This is a genomic window from Streptomyces sp. NPDC050509 (assembly GCF_044457965.1).
GTDB lineage: Bacteria > Actinomycetota > Actinomycetes > Streptomycetales > Streptomycetaceae > Streptomyces.
On the sequence record NZ_JBITHL010000010.1, the window covers coordinates 183909 to 204642 of the forward strand.

The 20734-nt window shown below is 69.3% G+C and carries 22 protein-coding genes and 1 tRNA gene; 13 read left to right on the forward strand and 10 right to left on the reverse strand.

Annotated features, from left to right (window positions below):
• Window positions 1-123 precede the first annotated feature (123 nt).
• Window positions 124-984, reverse strand: coding sequence for an endonuclease III (gene nth, locus ACIBJC_RS28025; protein ID WP_399297067.1), 861 nt, complete (start codon window positions 982-984; stop codon window positions 124-126).
• 352 nt (window positions 985-1336) lie between these two features.
• On the opposite strand from nth, the gene ACIBJC_RS28030 reads away from it, so the two are divergent.
• Entirely contained in the window at window positions 1337-2011 is a 675-nt protein-coding gene (locus ACIBJC_RS28030; protein ID WP_015034542.1) for a Crp/Fnr family transcriptional regulator, read from the forward strand.
• Window positions 2012-2105: 94 nt separating this feature from the next.
• On the opposite strand, the gene ACIBJC_RS28035 is transcribed toward ACIBJC_RS28030, so the two are convergent.
• The 4 genes from ACIBJC_RS28035 to ACIBJC_RS28050 form a co-directional block, all read right to left on the reverse strand.
• Window positions 2106-2942 (reverse strand): MBL fold metallo-hydrolase, encoded by an 837-nt coding sequence (locus ACIBJC_RS28035; protein ID WP_399297069.1) that lies wholly within the window; start codon window positions 2940-2942, stop codon window positions 2106-2108.
• On the reverse strand, window positions 2939-3949 hold the full coding sequence (locus tag ACIBJC_RS28040) for an NUDIX hydrolase (protein WP_399297071.1): 1011 nt from the start codon (window positions 3947-3949) through the stop codon (window positions 2939-2941). The genes ACIBJC_RS28035 and ACIBJC_RS28040 overlap by 4 nt, the downstream gene beginning before the upstream one ends.
• Before the next feature lie 239 nt (window positions 3950-4188).
• The gene (locus ACIBJC_RS28045) at window positions 4189-4659 is read right to left on the reverse strand and encodes a RidA family protein (protein WP_399297073.1); all 471 of its coding nucleotides are present in this window, start codon (window positions 4657-4659) and stop codon (window positions 4189-4191) included.
• Window positions 4656-4817 carry a DUF4177 domain-containing protein gene (locus ACIBJC_RS28050; RefSeq protein ID WP_106965770.1) on the reverse strand — a complete coding sequence of 54 codons (162 nt, stop codon included), beginning with the start codon at window positions 4815-4817 and terminating at the stop codon, window positions 4656-4658. The genes ACIBJC_RS28045 and ACIBJC_RS28050 overlap by 4 nt, the downstream gene beginning before the upstream one ends.
• 71 nt (window positions 4818-4888) lie before the next feature.
• Here ACIBJC_RS28050 and ACIBJC_RS28055 point away from each other — a divergent pair, with 71 nt between their 5' ends.
• On the forward strand, window positions 4889-5854 hold the full coding sequence (locus tag ACIBJC_RS28055) for an ArsA family ATPase (protein ID WP_399297075.1): 966 nt from the start codon (window positions 4889-4891) through the stop codon (window positions 5852-5854).
• Window positions 5851-7350: an ArsA-related P-loop ATPase gene (locus tag ACIBJC_RS28060; protein WP_399297077.1), complete on the forward strand. Its 1500-nt coding sequence runs from the start codon at window positions 5851-5853 to the stop codon at window positions 7348-7350. Before ACIBJC_RS28055 ends, ACIBJC_RS28060 begins: the two co-directional genes overlap by 4 nt.
• 309 nt (window positions 7351-7659) lie before the next feature.
• On the opposite strand, the gene ACIBJC_RS28065 is transcribed toward ACIBJC_RS28060, so the two are convergent.
• A complete protein-coding gene (locus tag ACIBJC_RS28065) occupies window positions 7660-8004 on the reverse strand; it encodes a WhiB family transcriptional regulator (protein ID WP_030353248.1) in 345 nt (114 codons plus the stop codon).
• Between the two features lie 397 nt (window positions 8005-8401).
• On the opposite strand from ACIBJC_RS28065, the gene ACIBJC_RS28070 reads away from it, so the two are divergent.
• On the forward strand, window positions 8402-10687 hold the full coding sequence (locus tag ACIBJC_RS28070; protein WP_399297079.1) for a transglycosylase domain-containing protein: 2286 nt from the start codon (window positions 8402-8404) through the stop codon (window positions 10685-10687).
• 153 nt (window positions 10688-10840) lie between these two features.
• Here ACIBJC_RS28070 and ACIBJC_RS28075 read toward each other — a convergent pair whose 3' ends face one another.
• Window positions 10841-11311: a GatB/YqeY domain-containing protein gene (locus tag ACIBJC_RS28075; RefSeq protein ID WP_399297081.1), complete on the reverse strand. Its 471-nt coding sequence runs from the start codon at window positions 11309-11311 to the stop codon at window positions 10841-10843.
• Between the two features lie 130 nt (window positions 11312-11441).
• Between ACIBJC_RS28075 and ACIBJC_RS28080 the strand changes: the two genes are divergently transcribed.
• From ACIBJC_RS28080 to ACIBJC_RS28110, 7 genes are all read left to right on the forward strand, one after another.
• A complete protein-coding gene (locus ACIBJC_RS28080; protein ID WP_399297083.1) occupies window positions 11442-12383 on the forward strand; it encodes a metallophosphoesterase in 942 nt (313 codons plus the stop codon).
• Window positions 12384-12525: 142 nt separating this feature from the next.
• Window positions 12526-12599 (forward strand) — tRNA-Pro (locus ACIBJC_RS28085).
• A gap of 379 nt (window positions 12600-12978) precedes the next feature.
• On the forward strand, window positions 12979-13860 hold the full coding sequence (locus ACIBJC_RS28090; protein ID WP_399297085.1) for an IS5 family transposase: 882 nt from the start codon (window positions 12979-12981) through the stop codon (window positions 13858-13860).
• A 605-nt stretch (window positions 13861-14465) separates the two neighbouring features.
• Window positions 14466-14942 (forward strand): DUF4265 domain-containing protein, encoded by a 477-nt coding sequence (locus tag ACIBJC_RS28095; protein WP_399297087.1) that lies wholly within the window; start codon window positions 14466-14468, stop codon window positions 14940-14942.
• 97 nt (window positions 14943-15039) lie between these two features.
• Window positions 15040-15351, forward strand: coding sequence for a hypothetical protein (locus ACIBJC_RS28100; RefSeq protein ID WP_399297089.1), 312 nt, complete (start codon window positions 15040-15042; stop codon window positions 15349-15351).
• Between the two features lie 110 nt (window positions 15352-15461).
• The gene (locus ACIBJC_RS28105; protein WP_399297091.1) at window positions 15462-15902 is read left to right on the forward strand and encodes a hypothetical protein; all 441 of its coding nucleotides are present in this window, start codon (window positions 15462-15464) and stop codon (window positions 15900-15902) included.
• Between the two features lie 44 nt (window positions 15903-15946).
• A complete protein-coding gene (locus tag ACIBJC_RS28110) occupies window positions 15947-16225 on the forward strand; it encodes a hypothetical protein (protein ID WP_399297093.1) in 279 nt (92 codons plus the stop codon).
• A gap of 73 nt (window positions 16226-16298) precedes the next feature.
• On the opposite strand, the gene ACIBJC_RS28115 is transcribed toward ACIBJC_RS28110, so the two are convergent.
• On the reverse strand, window positions 16299-16454 hold the full coding sequence (locus ACIBJC_RS28115) for a DUF6193 family natural product biosynthesis protein (RefSeq protein ID WP_399297095.1): 156 nt from the start codon (window positions 16452-16454) through the stop codon (window positions 16299-16301).
• Between the two features lie 271 nt (window positions 16455-16725).
• Between ACIBJC_RS28115 and ACIBJC_RS28120 the strand changes: the two genes are divergently transcribed.
• Complete coding sequence (locus ACIBJC_RS28120) at window positions 16726-17886, forward strand: ATP-binding protein (protein WP_399297097.1); 1161 nt, start codon at window positions 16726-16728, stop codon at window positions 17884-17886.
• A 190-nt stretch (window positions 17887-18076) separates the two neighbouring features.
• Window positions 18077-18508, forward strand: a complete 432-nt coding sequence (locus ACIBJC_RS28125; protein ID WP_399297099.1) for a hypothetical protein — start codon at window positions 18077-18079, stop codon at window positions 18506-18508.
• 711 nt (window positions 18509-19219) lie between these two features.
• On the opposite strand, the gene ACIBJC_RS28130 is transcribed toward ACIBJC_RS28125, so the two are convergent.
• Both ACIBJC_RS28130 and ACIBJC_RS28135 read right to left on the reverse strand, forming a co-directional pair.
• A complete protein-coding gene (locus ACIBJC_RS28130; protein ID WP_399297101.1) occupies window positions 19220-19750 on the reverse strand; it encodes an HXXEE domain-containing protein in 531 nt (176 codons plus the stop codon).
• A 59-nt stretch (window positions 19751-19809) separates the two neighbouring features.
• Window positions 19810-20673, reverse strand: a complete 864-nt coding sequence (locus tag ACIBJC_RS28135) for a winged helix-turn-helix transcriptional regulator (RefSeq protein WP_399297103.1) — start codon at window positions 20671-20673, stop codon at window positions 19810-19812.
• Window positions 20674-20734 lie beyond the last annotated feature (61 nt).

Genomic DNA, 20734 nt, shown 5'->3' on the forward strand with positions numbered 1-20734 from the left:
TCGTGCGGCCCGCTCGGCCGCCACGGCCCGCCGTGCCCCGGACCTTCATACGGCGCACCTCCTCCACCTGCTCAATTCCGCCGCTCAGTCCCGCTACTCGGTCCTGCCGCTCAGTCCCACTGCTCAGTCCCGCGACGTGCCCGCGGGCGGGGCCGGCTCGCCCGGGTAGTCGGCGGGCGGGCTCAGGCGCTGGCCCGGGTATCCGCCCATCTCGTACTTGAGAAGCTTGCGCGCCTTCTCCGGGTCCGTCTCGCCCTCTCCGTACGAGGGGCAGAGCGGCGCGATCGGGCAGGCGCCGCAGGCAGGCTTGCGGGAGTGGCAGACCCGGCGGCCGTGGAAGATCACCCGGTGCGAGAGCATCGTCCACTCGCTCTTGGGGAAGATCTCGGCGATCTCCGCCTCGACCTTCTCCGGGTCCTCCTGTTCCGTCCACTTCCAGCGGCGGACCAGCCGGCCGAAGTGTGTGTCCACGGTCAAGCCAGGGACATTGAAGGCGTTGCCGAGCACCACGTTGGCCGTCTTGCGGCCGACGCCCGGCAGCGACACCAGGTCGGCCAGCCGGCCCGGCACCTCGCCGTCGAACCGGTCACGGAGGGCGATGGAGAGCCCGATGAGGGACTTGGTCTTGGCGCGGAAGAACCCCGTCGGCCTGATGACCTCCTCCATCTCCTCCGGCACGGCCGCCGCCATGTCCTCGGGCGTCGGGTACGTGGCGAAGAGCGCTGGCGTCGTCTGGTTGACCCGGAGGTCGGTCGTCTGGGCGGACAGGACCGTCGCCACGAGCAGTTCGAACGGGTTCCGGAAATCCAGCTCGGGATGGGCGTACGGATAGACCTCGGCCAGCTCACGGTTTATCCGGCGGGCCCGGCGGACCATCGCCAGTTTCGATTCCGGTTTGGCCTTGGCCCCGGCGGCGGGGGTCGCCACCTTGACCTTTGACCCTTTTGCGGCTTTTTTCGGTTTCGCCGAAGGCTGTTCGCCCACAGCGGAATTACGCTCCGCGGACACTCTTCCAGCCCCCTTGGCCTGCGCTGTCACCGGCGAGTTGGACACCCGGCCAGCGTAAAGCCCCCCACTGACATCCGCCCCGACCATGGCGGATCACCACTCGAATCGGCCCTACGGGCACGGTGGGGCACGTACGTACGTCAAACTTGTGACTGATCGCACGGTTTCGAACAACCAGTTCGAACAACCGGAGCTCGGCGGAGGGCGGAGAAAGCCCAGGATGCCGAGCCACCCGAGAAGAAGCAGCACGTACGGCATCATGGGGACCACGGTCCTCTGAGCAGGTGGGGACCACGGTTCCCTGAGCAGGTCGACAAGGAGAGAACACGTGGACGACGTTCTGCGGCGTGCCCCGCTCTTCGCGGCGCTCGATGACGAGCAGGCAGCGGAGCTCCGCGCCTCGATGAGTGAAGCGACGCTGGCGCGCGGTGACGCGCTGTTCCACGAGGGCGACCCCGGCGACCGCCTCTACGTGGTCACCGAAGGCAAGGTCAAGCTCCACCGCACCTCCCCCGACGGCCGGGAGAACATGCTGGCGGTACTCGGCCCCGGCGAGCTGATCGGCGAGCTGTCCCTCTTCGACCCGGGCCCGCGCACCGCCACCGCGACCGCGCTCACCGAGGTCAAGCTCCTCGGCCTCGGCCACGGCGACCTCCAGCCCTGGCTGAACGCCCGCCCCGAGGTGGCCACGGCGCTGCTGCGCGCCGTCGCGCGACGGCTGCGCAAGACGAACGACCAGATGTCCGACCTGGTCTTCTCCGACGTTCCCGGCCGTGTGGCGCGGGCGCTCCTGGACCTCTCGCGCCGCTTCGGCGTGCAGTCCGAGGAGGGCATCCACGTCGTCCACGACCTGACCCAGGAGGAGCTGGCCCAGCTCGTCGGCGCCTCCCGCGAGACGGTCAACAAGGCGCTCGCCGACTTCGCCCAGCGCGGCTGGCTGCGGCTGGAGGCGCGCGCGGTGATCCTCCTGGACGTGGAGCGCCTCGCGAAGCGCTCGCGCTGAGCACGGGACGCGCCGCTCACCCCTGATGTGCCGATGGGCCCCGCCGGACGACGGCGGGGCCCATCGGCGTGTGCGCAGGAGGCTCGGGGTACGGCTACTCCGGGATGAGGCCGTGCTCGCGCAGATAGTCGAGCTGTGCGCGTACGGACAACTCGGCGGCGGGCCACAGCGAGCGGTCCACCCCCGCGTACACGTGCGCCACGACCTCCTCGGGCGTGCGGTGGCCGTTCTCGACCGCCGTCTCGATCTGGGCGAGCCGGTTGGCTCGGTGGGCGAGATAGAACTCGACGGCACCCTGCGCGTCGTCCAGGACCGGGCCGTGGCCCGGCAGGACCGTGTCGACCCCGTCGTCGACGGTGAGCGAGCGCAGCCTGCGCAGCGAGTCGAGGTAGTCGCCGAGCCTGCCGTCCGGGTGCGCGACGAGCGTGGTACCGCGCCCCAGGACGGTGTCCCCCGTCAACACCGCGCGGTCGGCCGGCAGGTGGAAGCAGAGCGAGTCGGAGGTGTGGCCCGGAGTGGGCACGACCCGCATCTCCAGGCCGCCGGTGGTGATGACGTCCCCGGCCGCCAGGCCCTCGCCCCCGAGCCGCAGGGCCGGGTCCAGGGCGCGTACGTCGGTACGGGTCAGGGCGGCGAAGCGCGCAGCGCCGTCCGCGTGGTCCGGGTGGCCATGGGTGAGCAGGGTCAGCGCGACCCTCTTCCCGGCCTTCTCGGCGGCGTTGACGACCGCCTTGAGGTGGACGTCGTCCAGCGGCCCCGGGTCGATCACGACCGCCAGGTCGGAGCCGGGCTCCGAGACGATCCAGGTGTTGGTGCCGTCGAGCGTCATCGGCGAGGGGTTCGGGGCGAGGACGTTCACGGCGCGGGCGGTGGCGGGGCCTGAGAGCACCCCGCCGCGCGGCTGGCCGGGGAGGGCGGCGGCGTCACTCATCGGGGGCCTCCGTTCGGGCTCTGCTCGCTGAGGCTCGGGCTGGAGCCGGGGCTGCTCGGATCGCTCGGGCCGTGCGGGGGCGCCGGTTCGACCCGCTTGGTGAACTCGTCGTGCCCCGGCCAGCTCAGGACCAGCTCCTCGCCCTCCAGCCGCGCCGTGGCCAGTACGGGCGCCAGATCGCGCCCCTCGGCCCCGGCGAGCGCGTCGGCGGCCGTACCGTACGACTGGAGCTGACGCAGCGTCGCGACGGTCGGTGGCATCATCAGCAGCTCGCCCTTGTCGTACGCCTCCGTCGCCTCGGAGGGCCGGATCCACACCGTACGGTCGGCCTCGGTCGAGGCGTTCCTGGTCCGCTGTCCGGCCGGCAGGGCGGCCACGAAGAACCAGGTGTCGTAGCGGCGCGGCTCGAACTCCGGGGTGATCCAGCGGGCCCAGGCGCCGAGCAGGTCGCTGCGCAGGACCAGGCCGCGCCGGTGCAGGAAGTCCGCGAAGGACAGCTCGCGGGCGACGAGGGCGGCGCGATCGGCCTCCCAGCCGTCCCGATCGTCGTCACGGGCGTCACTGGGGTCGCGGGCGCCCGGGGAGCCACGGGTACCGCTTTCCGCCCACCCGTCTCCGACAGCCCCCACAACGGTGTCCGCGCTCTCCCCCGCGAGCAGGACGCCCGCCTCCTCGTACGTCTCCCTTACCGCCGCGCAGACGATGGCCTGCGCGGACGCCGGGTCGACGCCGAGCCGACGCGCCCATACGTCGCGGCCCGGCCCTGCCCAGCCGACGAGGCGGTCGTCGTCCCGGGGGTCGACTCCACCGCCCGGGTAGGCGTACGCGCCCGCGGCGAAGGCCATGGAGGTACGGCGGCGCAGCATGTGGACGGCGGGGCCGCCCGGCTCGTCGCGCAGGAGCATCACGGTCGCGGCCCGCCGGGGGGTCACCGCGGTGATCTCGCCGGCGGCGAGGGCGCGGATCCGCTCGGGCCATTCGGGCGGGTACCACTGACCATTGGACATGGCCGGATGCTATGCGCTGGCGCGAGGATGTTCGAGAGGCACTTGGCCACGCGCCGGGGCGCGTGCCGCGTCCCGGGCGGTGTGCCGGCTGCGTCCGGGTCGGTGTGCCGGCTGTGTCCGGGTGGCGTCCAGGTCCTTCACGTACGCGGAGAGGCCCCGCCCGGTACGTGCCGTACACACGTACCGGGCGGGGCCCCTCGGGGTCGGGCAAAGACTCCCCGGTCCAGGAGTCGCGCCGCTCAGTCCTCGGTCAGCTCCACCAGGATCTCGACCTCGACCGGCGCGTCCAGCGGCAGCACCGCCACGCCGACGGCGCTGCGCGCGTGCACGCCCTTGTCGCCGAGGACCTGGCCCAGCAACTCGCTCGCGCCGTTGACGACGCCCGGCTGGCCGGTGAAGTCCGCGGCCGAGGCGACGAAGCCGGTGACCTTCACCACGCGTGCGATCCGGTCCAGGTCACCGACGACCGATTTCACGGCGGCCAGGGCGTTCAGCGCGCAGGTGCGGGCCAGTTCCTTGGCCTCGTCCGCGGTGACCTCGGCGCCCACCTTGCCGGTGACCGGAAGCTTGCCGTCCACCATCGGGAGCTGGCCCGAGGTGTAGACGTACGCACCGGACCGTACGGCCGGCTGGTAGGCGGCCAGCGGCGGTACGACCTCGGGCAGCGTCAGCCCGAGGTCGGCGAGGGCGGCGTCGACGGTCCCGCTCATGCGCCCTTCTCCCGCTTGAGGTAGGCCACCAACTGCTCCGGGTTGTTCGGTCCGGGAACGACCTGGACGAGCTCCCAGCCGTCCTCGCCCCAGGTGTCCAGAATCTGCTTGGTCGCGTGCACGAGAAGGGGCACGGTCGCGTATTCCCACTTGGTCATGGGGCGACTGTAGTCGTACCGCGTGGCAGCCTCGTGCGTAGCCCGCGGCCTTACTGGTTAGGCTCGAATACGTGAGCAGGCTCCAGGTCGTCAGCGGCAAGGGCGGTACCGGTAAGACGACGGTCGCCGCCGCCCTCGCGCTCGCCCTCGCGACCGAGGGCAAGCGCACTCTTCTCGTCGAGGTCGAGGGCAGACAAGGAATCGCACAGCTTTTCGAGACGGAAGCCCTTCCTTACGAAGAGCGGAAAATCGCCGTCGCCTCGGGCGGCGGTGAGGTGTACGCGCTGGCCATCGACGCCGAGCGCGCCCTCCTCGACTACCTCCAGATGTTCTACAAGCTCGGCAGCGCGGGCCGGGCGCTCAAGAAGATCGGCGCGATCGACTTCGCGACGACGATCGCGCCCGGCGTCCGGGACGTGCTGCTGACCGGCAAGGCGTGCGAGGCCGTACGGCGGCGGGACAAGCAGGGACGTTTCGCTTACGACTACGTCGTGATGGACGCGCCGCCCACCGGCCGCATCACCCGCTTCCTCAATGTGAACGACGAGGTGGCGGGGCTGGCCAAGATCGGCCCGATACACAATCAGGCGCAGGCCGTGATGCGGGTCCTGAAGTCGCCGGAGACGGCGGTGCATCTCGTGACGCTGCTGGAGGAGATGCCCGTCCAGGAGACCGCGGACGGCATCGCCGAGCTGAAGGGCGCCGAGCTGCGGGTCGGCAAGGTGATCGTGAACATGGTGCGTCCGCACCTCCTGGACGAGGCCGCCGTACGCGCCGCCGCGGGCGACCGTCGCAAGGAGGTGGCCAAGGCACTCGCCTCGGCCGGGGTGGCCACGCCCGCGAAGCTGGTCGGGCCGCTGCTCGAACAGGCCGCCGAGCACGCGCAGCGTGTGGAGCTGGAGCGCGAACAGCGGGCCGTGCTCGCCAAGCTGGGACTGCCCGCGTACGAGCTTCCCCTCATCGGGGAGGGGATGGACCTCGCCGGTCTCTACCGGCTGGCGGGAGAGCTACGGGAACTTGGTGAGGTCTTCGCATGACCCTGGACTCCACGGCCGCCCCGCTCGACATCGACCCGCTGCTCGACGACCGGGACACACGGATCATCGTGTGCTGCGGCTCCGGCGGGGTCGGCAAGACGACGACCGCGGCGGCCCTCGGCGTACGGGCCGCGGAGCGCGGTCGCAAGGTCGTCGTCCTGACCATCGACCCGGCGCGCCGGCTGGCCCAGTCCATGGGGATCGACTCGCTGGACAACACGCCGCGGCAGGTCAAGGGCGTCGAGGGGCCCGGCGAGCTGCACGCGATGATGCTCGACATGAAGCGGACCTTCGACGAGATCGTCGAGGCGCACGCGGATCCGGAGCGGGCCCGCGCCATTCTGGAGAACCCCTTCTACCAGTCCCTGTCGGCCGGTTTCGCGGGCACGCAGGAGTACATGGCGATGGAGAAGCTGGGCCAGCTACGGGCCCGCGACTCCTGGGACCTGATCATCGTCGACACCCCTCCCTCCCGCTCGGCACTGGATTTCCTGGACGCGCCGAAGCGGCTGGGGTCCTTCCTCGACGGGAAGTTCATCCGGTTGCTGATGGCCCCGGCGAAGATGGGCGGCCGGGCCGGGATGAAGTTCCTGAATGTCGGTATGTCGATGATGACCGGGACGCTCGGGAAGCTGCTGGGCGGTCAGTTCCTGCGTGACGTACAGACGTTCGTGACGGCGATGGACACGATGTTCGGCGGCTTCCGCACCCGCGCGGACGCGACGTACCGGCTGCTCCAGGCCCCGGGCACCGCGTTTCTGGTGGTGGCGGCGCCGGAGCGGGACGCGCTGCGGGAGGCCGCGTACTTCGTGCAGCGGCTGGCGGCCGAGGAGATGCCGCTGGCGGGGCTGGTCCTCAACCGGGTCCACGGGAGCGGGGCGGCGCGGCTGTCGGCGGAGCGGGCGCGGGCCGCGGCGGAAAATCTTGAGGAGGGGCGCATGGCGGATCGGATACGGGGGAATGCTGGCAGTGGCGCTACCGCCACGGACAGCTCCTCTCCCGAAGCGTCCGAGCCGTACGGACTTCATGAAGCCGTCGAGCCCCCCGTAGCCGCCGAGCCAGCTTCCGACGCGGACAAGACCGAGAAGACCCCGGATACATCAGACACATCAGACAGCCGAGAGACCCCACAGGCCCCGCAGACCCCACAGACTCCAGAGACCTCAGACGAGCCGATCTCAGCGGCTCCAGACTCAGAGGCTCCAGGTTCAGAGTCCCCAGAGGAGATTGCGGCGGATGTGTCCGTTTCCGCCGCCGGTGACGCAGCCGCTTCTGTCACAACTGTGGAACAGCTCACGGCCGGTCTGCTCTATCTGCACGCCGAGCGCATGCAGGTTCTAGAGCGTGAGCAGCGCACCCGTGACCGCTTCACCGCGCTCCACCCCGAGGTGGCGGTGGTCGAGGTGGGAGCCCTGCCAGGAGATGTGCACGACCTGGCCGGACTCAGGACGATCGGCGAGCGTCTCGCCTCAGGGACACGCCGACAGCGCGACTGATCGAGCCGCGCCCCCTCACGTCACGCCCGCGTACGAGCCGAGTGGCATACGAGTCGAATGGCAACGGACGTAGACCTGGGAGCACAGAGGTGCGCCTGAGAGCTGGAGCTGGGGGTACGTAGACGACATTGCGAGGCCACGGGGATGTATGGCCCCCACAATGCGCGACACGAGGATCACTCCTGCCTCGCAACCGCTCGCCCACGCCACACCCAGCGCGCTCCCGGCAGGCTCCCGGCCAGGGCGGAGTCCGTTTCGGTATCGGTGGGACCGAAACGCATCCGCCCCAGCACCGGGACGGTCCGGGATCTACCCGACCGCCGCGTAGGTCTCGTACGTCTCGTCATCCTCCAAGCCCACGGGTAGCAGGCCCGCGCTGCGCTCGTACTCCGTACGCGCCGTCTCCAGCAGTCGGCGCCACGAAGTGACGGTCGGACGCCTGCGCAGCAATGCGCGGCGCTCCCGCTCCGTCATCCCGCCCCACACGCCGAATTCGACGCGGTTGTCCAGCGCATCGGCCAGGCACTCGGTCCGCACCGGGCATCCGGTGCACACCGCCTTGGCCCTGTTCTGCGCCGCACCCTGTACGAACAGTTCATCTGGATCGGTAGTGCGGCAAGCTGCCTGCGCACTCCAGTCGGTTACCCAGCCCATGCCGGCGCCGTCCTCTCCCGAATCGAGGCTCCCCCACGGCGGCAGCGGCATATTCACCGTTGCCAGTTGAGGACGTTACGGAAGGCGGGCACAGCGCAACACCCCCTTCGGGCCCAATCTTGAATGGCCCGAACGGACTATGCGTACGCGGCAGATCACCCAGGGGAGTGACCCAAGGGCATAAAGGAACAATCCAAAAGAGTCGGGTTATTTCAGTCGAGCCACAACGGACATACGGCGGTGGATCAGGGTGATTGGGACATCGCTTCTCGCGTTTCGGGTTCACGGGAAGTTCATCGGGAGGCCTTGATGCATGACCGCACTGCTGTGACAGTTGGGGACAGCTTAGGCCAGAGCCTTGACGCGTGTCCGGCGATTGAGAACGTAGGCTGCCCTCATGCCAAAGAAGCGCTCGGGCGGGGGTCTGACCGGGACCCAGCAGGCCGCCAAGTTCCTCGGTGTGAGTGTGCTCGCGGGAGCGGTGCTCGCCGGAATCGCACTGCCGGCCTTCGGCGCGCTGGGGCTCGCCGCGAAGGGGACGGTCGAGGGGTTCGACGAGATCCCCGCCAACCTCAAGACGCCGCCGCTGAGTCAGCGCACCACGATCCTGGACTCCCAGGGTGGCCGGATCGCCACCGTCTATTTCCGCGACCGTACGGTCGTGCCGCTCAAGAAGATCTCCCCGTACATGCAGAAGGCGATCGTCGCGATCGAGGACTCGCGCTTCTACGAGCACGGGGCCATCGACCTCAAGGGTGTGCTGCGCGCGGTCAACCGCAACGCACAGTCGGGCGGCGTCGCGCAGGGTGCCTCGACCCTGACACAGCAGTACGTGAAGAACGTGTTCGTCGAGGAGGCCGGCGACGACCCGGACAAGGTCGCCCAGGCCACCCAGCAGACCCTGGGCCGCAAGATCCAGGAATTGAAGTTCGCGATCCAGGTCGAGGAGGAACTGGGCAAGAAGAAGATCCTGGAGAACTACCTGAACATCACGTTCTTCGGGCAGCAGGCGTACGGGATCGAGGCGGCGGCGCAACGCTACTTCTCGAAGTCGGCCGAGGACCTGAAGCTGGAGGAGGCGGCGATGCTCGCGGGCATCGTCCAGTCGCCGAGCCGTTACGACCCCGTCAACGACGAGGAAGAAGCGACCAAGCGACGCAACACCGTGCTCCAGCGGATGGCCACCATCGGCGACATCTCGCAGCCGGAGGCCGACCGCGCCAAGGCCGCGCCGATCGAGCTGAAGGTGAGCCGTCCGAAGAACGGCTGCATCACGGCGGTCAGCGGAGCGGGCTTCTTCTGCGACTACGTGCGCGAGGTCTTCCTGACGAACCCGGTCTTCGGCAAGAGCCGCGAGGAGCGCGCCGGAGTCTGGAGCCAGGGCGGCCTGACGATCCGTACGACGCTGGCCCCGCAGGCCCAGTCCGCGGTGCAGACGTCGATCAAGGACCACGTCAACCAGAGCGACAAGGTCGCGACGGCCGTGACGCTGGTCGAGCCCGGCACCGGCAAGATCCTCGGCATGGGCCAGTCCAAGCCGTACGGCTTCGGGAAGAACGAGACCCAGATCAACCTCTCGGTCGACCACGGGATGGGCGGCTCGAACTACGGCTTCCCGACCGGTTCGACCTTCAAGCCGTTCCTCGCGACGGCGGCGATCGAGCGCGGCGTACCGCCGACGCAGTCCTACCCGTCGCCGTACGACATGCCGTACCCGGCGTCGATCCAGACGTGCAGTGGTAGGCCATGGGTCAACACCGGCGGGGACACGGCCGAGAACGAGAACGAGTCCGAGGTCGGTCCGTACGCGCTGAAGGAGGCGATGGCCAAGTCGGTCAACACCTACTTCGTGCAGATGATAGGGCAAATCGGGCTCTGCCCGGTGACGGAGACGATCTCCAAGCTGGGCGTCGTCCAGGGTGACGGCAAGAAGCTCCCCGAGTCGCCGTCCGCCCTGACCCTGGGCTCCCAGGGCATCTCGCCGCTGCGGATGGCCAGCGCGTACGCCGCCTTCGCGAACCGTGGCACGTACTGCACGCCGATCGCCATCTCCTCCATCAAGACGGTGGCGGGCGGAAGCCTCAAGGTCCCGAAGTCGAGCTGCTCACGGGCGATGACCGAGAAGACGGCCGACACGATCAACACCCTGCTCAAGGGCGTGGTGGACTCCGGTACCGGTGAGTCGGCCGGTCTGACCAGCCGCGACAACGCGGGCAAGACGGGTACGACGGACCTCAGGAAGAACGCCTGGTTCGTCGGCTACACCCCGAATCTGTCCGGCGCGGTCTGGGTCGGCAGCCCCTCCCAGCAGGTCGAGATGGAGAACATCACCATCGGCGGCGCCTACCACGACAAGGTGTTCGGTGGTCAGGTGCCGGGACCGATCTGGAAGGACGCGGTCACCGGGGCACTGGACGGCAAGGAAGCGCCGACCTTCAACACCGTCGACATCCCGGACGCGCCGAAGACCAAGGACCCGGACCGCGACAACCCGGGCGGCGGCGACGGCGGCCGGGACAACGGCGGCTCCGACAACGGCGGTTCGAACAATGGCGGTTCGAACAACGGGGGCAACAGCAACGGCGGCTCGGACGACGGGAAGCCGGGCGGCGGCTTCGAGTTCCCGTTCGGCGGCGGCCGTAACGGCGGTGGCAACGGGAACGGCGGCGGGAACTTCCCGTAACCGCACACCCGCGCTTCCGACCGCGTAACCGACCGGAGGGTGGCCCGCACACATGCGGGCCACCCTCCGGTGCGTTCCGAGCCGCCGTCCCGGCCGTCCCGGCTCAGCCCTGACCGGCGGCTCGGCGCCGGCCGGTGAGCGGAGGCCGGCGGCTCAGCCCTGGCCGGTGAGCGACCGCTTCACCAGGGCCGCGACCCGGCCGCCCTCGGCGAGACCGGCCACCTTCGGGTTCACGATCTTCATGACGGCGCCCATCGCCCGGGGCCCCTCGGCGCCGGCGGCCTTCGCCTCCGCGACGGCCTGCGCCACGATCCCGGCCAGCTCCTCGTCGGTGAGCTGCTTCGGCAGATACGTGTCGAGCAGCTCGCCCTCGGCCTTCTCGCGCTCGGCCTGCTCGTCACGGCCGCCCTGGGCGAACGCCTCGGCCGCCTCGCGACGCTTCTTCGCCTCCTTCGCGATCACCTTCAGCACCTCGTCGTCGGACAGCTCGCGCGCCGACGTGCCCGAGACCTCCTCCTTGGTGATCGCGGTGAGGGTGAGCCGGAGCGTGGCCGAGCGGAGCTCGTCCCGCGCCCTGATGGCCTCGGTGAGGTCTTCCTTCAGTCTGGACTTAAGGCTGGTCATGGGGCCAAGTGTGGCAGGTGGGCCGAGGTGGCCGCCTGCGGATATCCCCACCTGTGGACAACCGCCCCGTGGAGGCCCCGCACCCGCCCCGCGGATCTCTCCCGCCCGGCGCGTCTGCGACGATGGGCACATGCGTGCACGCTATGGGGTTCCCCTCAAAGTCACCGCCGGTATCGCGGCAGTAGGGGCGGCGGGCCTCGCCTACGCCGCCGGATTCGAAGCCCGCTCGTTCCGGCTGCGGAGGATCTCCGTACCGGTGCTGCCGCGCGGAATGCGCGATCTCCGCGTCCTCCAGGTCTCCGACATCCACATGGTGAGCGGACAGCGCAAGAAACAGCGCTGGCTCCAGTCGCTGGCCGGGCTGCGCCCCGACTTCGTCGTCAACACCGGCGACAACCTCTCCGACCCGGAGGGCGTGCCGGAGGTGCTGGACGCGCTGGGCCCGCTGATGGAGTACCCCGGCGTCTACGTCTTCGGCTCGAACGACTACTACGGCCCTAAACTCCGCAACCCGGCCCGCTACCTCTTCGACAAGGCCCAGGGCCGCCACGGCCTGAACGGCAACGCCCCGGCCGTCGCCGCGGTGCACAACCCGTGGGAGCCCATGCGTGACGCCTTCGACGAGGCGGGCTGGGTGGGCCTGAACAACGCCCGCGGCCGGCTGAAGATCGACGGCCACGAGATCGCCTTCACCGGCGTCGACGACCCACACATCAAGCGGGACAGGTACGCACACGTCGCGGGCGGCCCCGCCCAGGACGCGGACCTCTCGATCGGCGTGGTCCACGCCCCGTACCTGCGCTCCCTGGACGCCTTCACGGCCGACGGCTACCCCCTGATCCTCGCGGGCCACACGCACGGCGGCCAGCTCTGCATCCCCTTCTACGGCGCGCTGGTCACCAACTGCGACCTCGACACGGACCGCGTCAAGGGCCTCTCCACCCACCGCACCCCGGACCACACCGCGTACCTCCACGTCTCAGCAGGCTGCGGCACCAACCGCTACACCCCCCTCCGCTTCGCCTGCCCCCCGGAAGCGACCCTGCTGACCCTGACGGCCAAGCGCGCCTGACGGGACCGGGCCGGTGGCCCCGGAACAGCCCCGGTGGGAAGCCACCGGGCGCTCCAGACCGTCTCCGGACCCGCTAAACCGGATTTCGTCTCCGGCCAGCGGTGGGCTAAAGTAATCGATGTCGCCAGCACAAGGGCGACATCGGGGTGTAGCGCAGCTTGGCAGCGCGCTTCGTTCGGGACGAAGAGGTCGTGGGTTCAAATCCCGCCACCCCGACAGCCGTAAGACCAGGTCAAGGGCCTGATCCTCTCTGAGGGTCAGGCCCTTCCTGCATCTGCGGTGATCGTTTGGGAGGAATCTGGGAGAAGATCTTGGTCGGGGTTCCCTCAGTGCGTTGTGGCAAACCGGATCTTGTTCGAGCGGCAGCGGGTGATCATCTGGACGGAGGTTCGGGTGCGGTCGCGGGCATGAGAGAACGGGCCCCTTGGTAGTGACGCGGTTACGACACCAGCACGACCAAGGAAGCCCGTTGCCTGATCAGTTGAGCAGTATCTCTGTGCATGCGTCCACCGCGGTCACCCCTGGGTGTGACTGCTACGTGCACCGGTTCGGTTCGCTCGCTCCGGGACGGCGGGCAGGCTGCTATCCGAGTGACATGACGGATGCGGAGTGGGCCGAGGTCCGCTCGGCGATGCCGGTGCCGGCCTGGCTCTTGAAGCGGGGCGGGCGTCCCGAGGCGTACTGCCATCGGACAATGCTCGACGCGGTGCGCTACCTGGTCGACAACGGCGTGAAGTGGACGGCTCTGCCGGTCGATTTCCCTTGCTGGCGGGCGGTCCACGACTTCTTCCGCCGCTGGCGGACCTACGACTACGTGCGTGAACTGTACGAACGCCTGCGCCGTTCGGCGAGGGAACGCGCGGGCCGCAACGCCGAGCCCAGTGCGGGAGTCATCGACAGTCAGTCGGTGGACGCCTCCGAGACCGTCGGCGAGGACAGTCGCGGATACGACGGCGGCAAGTCACGTGACGGCCGCAAGCGGCACATCCTGACCGACACCGAGCGCCTGCTCCTGGAAGTGACCGTGACCACGGCCGATGTGCACGACTCCAAGGCCGCCCCCACGCTGCTGGAGACGTTCATGCAGCAGCCGGGCCGGCTGTTGAAGCTGGTGTGGGCCGACAGTGCCTACCAGGGTCCGGCGCTGGCGAAGGCGTTCGCCCGTCACGGAGTCCGGATCGAGGTCGTGCGCCGCTCCGACGGACAACGCGGATTTGTCGTACTGGCCCGCAGGTGGGTCGTGGAGCGGACGCTGAGCTGGCCGGCCCGCTCACGCCGCCTCAACCACGACCACGAACGCCGCCCCGACCACCACGCCCAAATGGTGTGGTGGGCCGCCGTGATCAGACTGTCCCGGCGCCTGGCCGCAGACGCTCCGCGCTGGCCCGGAGAAGCGTCCCGGCCGACTGCTCCGGGCTCAGGCATGAACCGTCCGTCCTCCGCCCGCACCAGCCAGCCCCGCTTCTCCAGCACATAGGCACGGTGCCGGATCTTCTCCACCTCGTTCTTGATCTCCGCTTCCCGGCCCACCGCCCGCGTCAGCTCCACCCCGTTCACCGGCCCCGAAGCGGCCACCACCGCGGCGAACACCTCCCGATACAGGCCGCCGAGCACCTCCTCGCCCATGCCAGGCCGCCACACCGACGGCCGCTCACCATGCCCCGAGCCGGGGCCGCTCGATCCCACGGCGGCAGCCAACTCACCACCGGACGGCACCGGAACCGGCGTATTCACCGGGCTCTCCCCGGCCAGCACCGACACGAGCTCCTCACGCCCCACCCGGGCCCGCTCGCCCCGCTCCCGCGCGGCATCCACCTCCGCCTGAGCCTGCTCCAGGACCTCCGTCCAGGACTCCAGATCCTGCCTCGCCCGCGCCTCACGCTGTTCCATCAACCCCAGCACCGACGGCATCGCACCCTCCTCGATCAACAACAAGCCGCCCGCTGCCTGCCCCTACCCCGTCGCGATCATGCCCCGCACACGAAGAAGCCCCTGCTCATCGAACAGGGACTCCCTTTGCCACAACGCACTGAGTTGGCCCCGGTGCGGAATGCCGTTTCCGGGCGGCGCATGATGCCCGTCATGGAGAGTGTGGGCGAGAGGATCAAGATCTGGTTCAGGTTCATCCCTCGCGAGGGATGGTTCCCGCAGGACACAGAGGGTCTCTGGGCAACGAAGTTCGGTGACGACACCGCCCTCGTGCGGAACATCCCCTTCCTCCAGGACGGGGTCTCTGAAGGTGACGTGGTTCGATATCAGACTGACGCCGACGGCCGCCACTGGGCCGTTGGGCGGGTCAGCACCGTCGGGAACTGCACGATTCGCGTCGTGCCCATCCCTACCGGCCCTTTGGGACGGAGTCCCCATGCGGTGCATGAGCGTCTGTCCGCGTTCGGGCTCGGAGGCGAGGTCTTCAGAGAGGACTTCCCCATGGTGGCCTTCACCGCGCCGGCTGACGCGGACTTCGCCGGGATCAAGGCGCTCCTGCATCAAGGGCAGGAGGAAGGGTGGTGGCACTACGAAGTTGGCTGCGGCACCGATGCGTGGTGGAATGCCTGACTTTTCGGGACTTCTCCGACGACGTAGACATACGAAGCCCGAGCAGCCTTGCTTCCTTCGTGCCAGCCCCGGCGCGGATCCTTCCGACGGAGAGACCATGACCGACTTCCTTCATGCTCTTGCTGCCTGGCGCAACCACCAGGAGGCCAACCTCCGAGCAGCGGCAATCGGCTGTGAGCTCGACACCTCTCCGGCCGACGGCCGCAGCAAGGCGAGCGCCTGGGTGACCCTCAGCGCCAAGGCGCGATTCGCCACCATCACCGTCTGGGACACCGGCGAGGCGGAACTCGACCACGTAGACGTCGAGAGCGGTCAGTTCCGCCCTGAGCATCGTCTCCTCCAGACAGAGGAGGATCTCGTCAAGGCACTGTCCGGACTCCTGCAATGGGTGCGATCTCCAGCCCATTAAGCGGACCGTGGGTAGTCCAGGAGCCCTCGGCCCCACCGATCTCTCCTGCGAGGACAGGCCGTCATGAAACCCGGACGACAGGCCCCACCTCTGCCCGCCAGAATCCGAGCATGTCCACCGACGTGAGCGGAATGATCGAGTGCAGGCCCTGGGGCGAGGACGACGAGGACGCGGTCTGGACGGCCGCCATCGAACTGTTCCTCCTCAACACCGGCAACGCCTACAACGCACCCGCCTGCCTCTTCGGAGTGCGCAACACCTTCGGGTTCCGGCCGCTGACCGAGAAGCGCGGACTTCCGGAGGACACTTCCGACGGGGTGCGCGCCGACTTCACCTCCCACGGAGGGCCCAAGTACGTCCATGGCACCACCTGGACCACCTGGGCCGAACTGAGCGCCGCCGACTGGGACGAGACCGATGGCTCCGGCGCACGCAGCCGCCGCACCGTCGCGGGAGACAGCACCCACTGGGGACCGGTCTGGCAGGTGATGCGGACATTGGGCGAACTGCACGGCGCGGAGAACGTACGGCTCGTCGTCTGGTTCCACTGACCGCGGAAGTACCAGAGACGACGCTGCTGGGCCAAGATGGGACGGTGACGCGATGGTTTCGCAGCTACTGGGACGAAGAAGACACATGGTTCTACTTCGAGGTCGGCGACGACGGCTGGGTGAGCCGGCAGGTCGAACTCGAAGGGCCCGCGCTGCGCCCCATCGCAGCCGCGACGGCCGAGGACGACGACGCCCGGTACGGGTTCACTGCCGAGTCGCCCGTCACCGACTGGGAGGGGCACGTCGAGGAGCCGCTGACCTTCGAGAAGTTCGAAGTTGTCTGGGCCGCCGCCCGGCGACACCTCACGGCCCCCGAAGCCTGACATGCCAGCCGACGACCTTCAGGTCGGCGGAGCTGCCCCTCATCGTGCCGACAGGATGCGGCGGCCGCATGCGTCACTCATTTCGGTTGGCGGTTCCCTCCACGGCCGGGCCGAGGCCGGTAGGAAGGTGGGACACCGCCACAGCGACGACCTCTCCGGCCGTGACCGTTTCGCCGAGGACCTCGGCCCGCAGGTGCGTCGTCACGCGGTGCGGTAACGGGGAACCCACCTTCGGTGGGAGTCACCATCAAGGGGGCGCGACATAACTCCGCATCTCGCCCTGAGATAAGGGGCCTTGGTGGGGCCGGAAAAGGGTCATACGCGGCCTCGGCCGGTGCCTGGCCGCAATTTGCTGGTCGACCCCGACACCTGGGTCACCTGAATCCAGGCAGGCGCTCACCCGCCCAGTCATGACCTCGCTATACCTGCTCTGACCTGGCGTTTTTCAGGGATCCGCCTAGGCTGGGCAAGTCTGCTGGACACGGCCGGAGGGGGAACTCATGAGTGAGAACGTCAACGAGTACGACGCCAGCCACATCACGGTACTGGAGGGGGTCGAGGCCATTCGGAAGCGGCCCGGGATGTTCGTCGGCTCCACGAGCGCACGCGGCCTGCACCACGCCGTGTTCGAGGTCGTGGACCGGGCCGTGAACGAGGTGCTGGCTGGCCGCGCCAGTGCCGTCGATGTCACCCTCACCTCCGACGGCGGCGTGAGAGTCGCCGACGACGGGCCGGGTGTCCCCGTTGAGGCCATCGGGGACCCGGATGGTCCCGGCCTGGAAACCCTGCTGACCGACATGTGCGTCGGGAGGGAGCCCGTCGGCCGCGACACCGTGGCCGTGGGCCTGGCCAGCGTCGGCCCCTGCGTCACCAACGCCCTCTCGAGCCGGCTGACGGCCGAGGTGCGGCGCGACGGTGCCCACTGGGTTCAGGAGTACACGTGCGGTGTCGCCGTCGGCCCACCCACCGTAGTGGGGGCAGCGTCCGGTAGCGGGACGACCATCACCTTCTGGCCCGACGCCGACATATTCGAGACCGTGGAGTGCTCGTTCGCGGTGCTGGCGGAACGCTTCAGGGAACTGGCCTTCCTGAACCGGAGCTTGGACATCTCCCTGACCGACGCACGCCCTCCGGGCGAGCCCCGGTCGGAACGATTCCTGGGCGAGGTACGGGACTTCGTTGCCTTCCTTGACTCTTCAGCAGGGACACCGGTTCACCCTGAGGTCATCGGCTTCGGATGGGAGGACCTGCGGACGGCAGGGACGGCAGAGGTGGCCCTGCGGTGGGGCACCTCCCGCGAGGAGCAGATCCGCAGCTTCGCCAACAGCGCGCCCACCCCGTACGGCGGGACACACCTGGTGGGCTTCCGCGACGGGGCGGCGGCCGCGGTCAGCGCCTACGCGCGCAGGCGGCGACTGCTGGCCGAGGCGGACTCCGATCTCAGCGCTGATCAAGTAGCCGCCGGCCTGACAGCGGTCGTGTCCGTGAAGCTGGACCAACCCGAGTTCGAGGGCGCCACCCGCGGCATCCTGGGCAACAGCCTCGTACGCACCAGCGTCGATGAGGCCGTCCAGGAGCACCTCGGCAGATGGCTGGAGGAACACCCGGAACAGGCCGTAGCCATCATCGACCGGATCGTCACGGACGCAGACAGGAGCTGAGCGGCATGGGACCGCCCCGGCAGTCCGCTGAGCGGGGACCGTGGGGAGTGGTCGACGCGGAGGCAACCGACGGCGAGTTAGCGAGTGGGGCGACGAACAGCCCTGGCCGGTTGTAGGGCTCCGACCGGAATCTCGTCGCGGTCACGTTCCAAGCCCTGGATAGGATTCCTCGACGGGCGGTGAGGGTGCGGTGGAACACATTGAAGTGCCGGGGCCGAATCCGGAGTGGGCGTCGGCGGCGGCGTACTGGCCGGGAAATCCCAACCCCGCCTTCCAGTTCGGTATGTGGTGGTACGTCGGCGGCCTCTTTCGTGCAGTTGCTAGCCTCGCGCCGCCGTTGGAGGCGCTAGCAGCACGGCTGCGACTCACCATCGAGCACAGTTGGGAGGACCTGGGGTCCGTCGACGTCGCGATGCTCCGCATCCGGGGCGTGGACTTCTCTCTCCACCGGCTCGAAGGAAGCCCCTGCCAGGACACCATCGTCTCGGTGGGCCGCTCCACGGAAGACGTCGACGCGGCGCTCACCTTGCTGCTTGATGCGCTGGGCATCGGCCGCGAAGCTCTCACATTCGTCGGTGATGAAGAGACGGGGTACGACGCCCATGGGCACTCGGAGCCCTGAGCCCACCCAACCAGGCCGGGAATTTCGGGCGTGACAGTCACCATCGCAACGTGAATGTGCGAGGGCAATGCTTGGCCGTTTCTGCTGCTCCACCCGAGCGAGCGCCGACCCTCCGCGGCTTGGGAGAAGATTGGGAGATGATCTTCCCCCGCAGGGCGGCCGAGGCCACACGAGACCAACCCACTCCAAGCCTCTGACCAGTACAGATACCCATCAGCCCTGGTAGCGATCTTCACCGAACCTCATTCGGGACGAAGAGGTCGTGGGTTTAAATCCCGCCACCCCGACAGCCAGAAAGACCAGGTCAGGGCCGGTCTCCTTTATGGGAGACCGGCCCTGTCGCGTTGTGGGACGGGCAGCGCACGCGGCTGGGGTGCCGCCCGGCCTCCGCGACGCCGTCGGAACCGATCCGGCGCGGCCCCTTCCTGCCCCCGATGACGTGACGGCCCGATGAGGCGGTGGTTCCGTAGTTACTGGGACGAGGAGGACGTCTGGTTCTACTTCGAGGTCGGCGACGACGGCTGGGTGGTCCGGCAGGTGGAGCTCCGAGGGGCCGATCTGGGGCCTGCCGCCGCCGCGTGCGATACGGACCTCGACACCCGGTACAGGATGACCGCCGAGTTGCCGGTGCCCGAGTGGGAAGGCTATGTGCCGGAACCGCTGACGGCCGAGGAGTTCGCGAGCGTCCGGGGTGCTGCGCGGGGGCGGCTCTCAGGGTGTTCGATGGGTCAGGCGTCTGATTCCGTATGCCGCCGCGTGCACCCCGAGGATGCCCGCCGGGAAGAGGGCGGCGCTCGTCAGTGCCCTTCGGGTGTCGACCTCTCCGAGGACGCCGGCGCGGCGCAGTTCGCGCCAGGCCCAGAGTGAGAACGGGGCGACCACCAGCGGGGCCGTGACCACGCCGGGGGTGTAGCCGCGCAGGGCGGCGCTCTGTGCCAGGTGAGTGGCCGCGTGGAGGCCGAATCCGGCCAGTACGGTCTGGAAGAAGGGCGACTTTCCGCCGGTTCTGGCTCCGTCGGCCGCCGCCGTGCCGACCACCAGGCCCATCAGGCCGATGGCGGTGGCCGCGTGTCCGGGGGTCACCCGTATCGCGGACCAGACGCGTTCGGGGACCTGCGGGTGGGCCTCCCGCAATCGGTCGACCTGGGCGTCGGCCCAGCCGGGCATCGTGGCCAGTTCCTCCAGGTCGTGCACCACGAAGGCGGCCAGCAGCCCCCATGTGACCGCCCGCGACGCGCCCATTCCGCCCCCGCTCGTCCGTCGTGCCTCCGGGCCATCATGACGCGCCGCGGCCGCCTGAGTCACGTCGTCGTAGCGAGGCGCAGAGCTTCTTCGACCGCGTGCGGGATGTCCTCGACCGGGAACAGCGCGTGCCGCACCGTCCGTTCCCGGTCGACGACGAGGATCAGTCGCTTGAGGTGCAGGCGGCCCGCGCCGCGGAAGGTGGGCAGGCGCAGGGCGGCGGCCAGGCGGTGTTGCGCGTCGGAGAGGAGCGGGTAGGGGATCGCCTCCGTACGGGCGAAGGACGCCTGTTCGTACGGGAGTTGGCTGCTGATCCCGTGCACCGCCACGTCCGCGCGCCGGAATTCGGGCCAGGCGTCGCGGAACAGCCGGTTCTCCAGGGTGCATCCGGCGGCGCCGGGGATCGGTTCGTCGCTCCAGTCCACCCCGGTGCCGGGGTACGTGAACAGGACGGTCGTCGCGGCGTCCGGCGCGACGACGGGGTGGTCGGTGCCGTCGCCGGAGGGCAGTTCGAGACCGGCGGCCAGCCGCGTCCCGGCGAGCGCGTGGACGCGGGCGTGCTCCGCGCCGTCCTGCGCCGCCGTCGCGGTGATGCCGCCGTCACCGAGCACCCAGCGGTCGCCCCAGTCCTGCATGGCCACGAGCAGGGGCAGCAGGGCGAGTCCGGAGTCGGTGAGCAGGTACTCGTAACGGACCGGCCGGCGCTGGTAGAGGCTGCGGCGCAGAACCCCGGAGGCGACGAGCCGGCCGAGGCGTTCGGTGAGGACCTTGCGGGAGAGGCCGAGTTCGGCGGCGAGGGCGTCGAAGCGTACGTGGCCGCGCGCGATCTCCCGCAGGACCAGGACGTTCCACCAGTCGCCGGTGATGACGGCGGCCTGGGCGATCCCGCAGTGCTCGTCGGCGGCGGCGTTGTGCATCCTCATGGACCCATAGTACGTTCCCTTTCGGAACTCACTTTGTTTCTGAATTGAACTTACTGGCTGT

What these genes read in the sequence shown, in the direction of transcription:
- ACIBJC_RS28035 (WP_399297069.1), bottom strand. Translation starts at nt 2,942, where the DNA reads ATGAGTGACGCCGCCGCCCTCCCCGGCCAGCCGCGCGGCGGGGTGCTC.
- ACIBJC_RS28040 (WP_399297071.1), bottom strand. Translation starts at nt 3,949, where the DNA reads ATGTCCAATGGTCAGTGGTACCCGCCCGAATGGCCCGAGCGGATCCGC.
- ACIBJC_RS28045 (WP_399297073.1), bottom strand. Translation starts at nt 4,659, where the DNA reads ATGAGCGGGACCGTCGACGCCGCCCTCGCCGACCTCGGGCTGACGCTG.
- ACIBJC_RS28050 (WP_106965770.1), bottom strand. Translation starts at nt 4,817, where the DNA reads ATGACCAAGTGGGAATACGCGACCGTGCCCCTTCTCGTGCACGCGACC.
- ACIBJC_RS28060 (WP_399297077.1), top strand. Translation starts at nt 5,851, where the DNA reads ATGACCCTGGACTCCACGGCCGCCCCGCTCGACATCGACCCGCTGCTC.
- ACIBJC_RS28065 (WP_030353248.1), bottom strand. Translation starts at nt 8,004, where the DNA reads ATGGGCTGGGTAACCGACTGGAGTGCGCAGGCAGCTTGCCGCACTACC.
- ACIBJC_RS28070 (WP_399297079.1), top strand. Translation starts at nt 8,402, where the DNA reads ATGCCAAAGAAGCGCTCGGGCGGGGGTCTGACCGGGACCCAGCAGGCC.
- ACIBJC_RS28075 (WP_399297081.1), bottom strand. Translation starts at nt 11,311, where the DNA reads ATGACCAGCCTTAAGTCCAGACTGAAGGAAGACCTCACCGAGGCCATC.
- ACIBJC_RS28080 (WP_399297083.1), top strand. Translation starts at nt 11,442, where the DNA reads ATGCGTGCACGCTATGGGGTTCCCCTCAAAGTCACCGCCGGTATCGCG.
- ACIBJC_RS28090 (WP_399297085.1), top strand. Translation starts at nt 12,979, where the DNA reads ATGACGGATGCGGAGTGGGCCGAGGTCCGCTCGGCGATGCCGGTGCCG.
- ACIBJC_RS28095 (WP_399297087.1), top strand. Translation starts at nt 14,466, where the DNA reads ATGGAGAGTGTGGGCGAGAGGATCAAGATCTGGTTCAGGTTCATCCCT.
- ACIBJC_RS28100 (WP_399297089.1), top strand. Translation starts at nt 15,040, where the DNA reads ATGACCGACTTCCTTCATGCTCTTGCTGCCTGGCGCAACCACCAGGAG.
- ACIBJC_RS28105 (WP_399297091.1), top strand. Translation starts at nt 15,462, where the DNA reads ATGTCCACCGACGTGAGCGGAATGATCGAGTGCAGGCCCTGGGGCGAG.
- ACIBJC_RS28120 (WP_399297097.1), top strand. Translation starts at nt 16,726, where the DNA reads ATGAGTGAGAACGTCAACGAGTACGACGCCAGCCACATCACGGTACTG.
- ACIBJC_RS28130 (WP_399297101.1), bottom strand. Translation starts at nt 19,750, where the DNA reads ATGGGCGCGTCGCGGGCGGTCACATGGGGGCTGCTGGCCGCCTTCGTG.
- ACIBJC_RS28135 (WP_399297103.1), bottom strand. Translation starts at nt 20,673, where the DNA reads ATGAGGATGCACAACGCCGCCGCCGACGAGCACTGCGGGATCGCCCAG.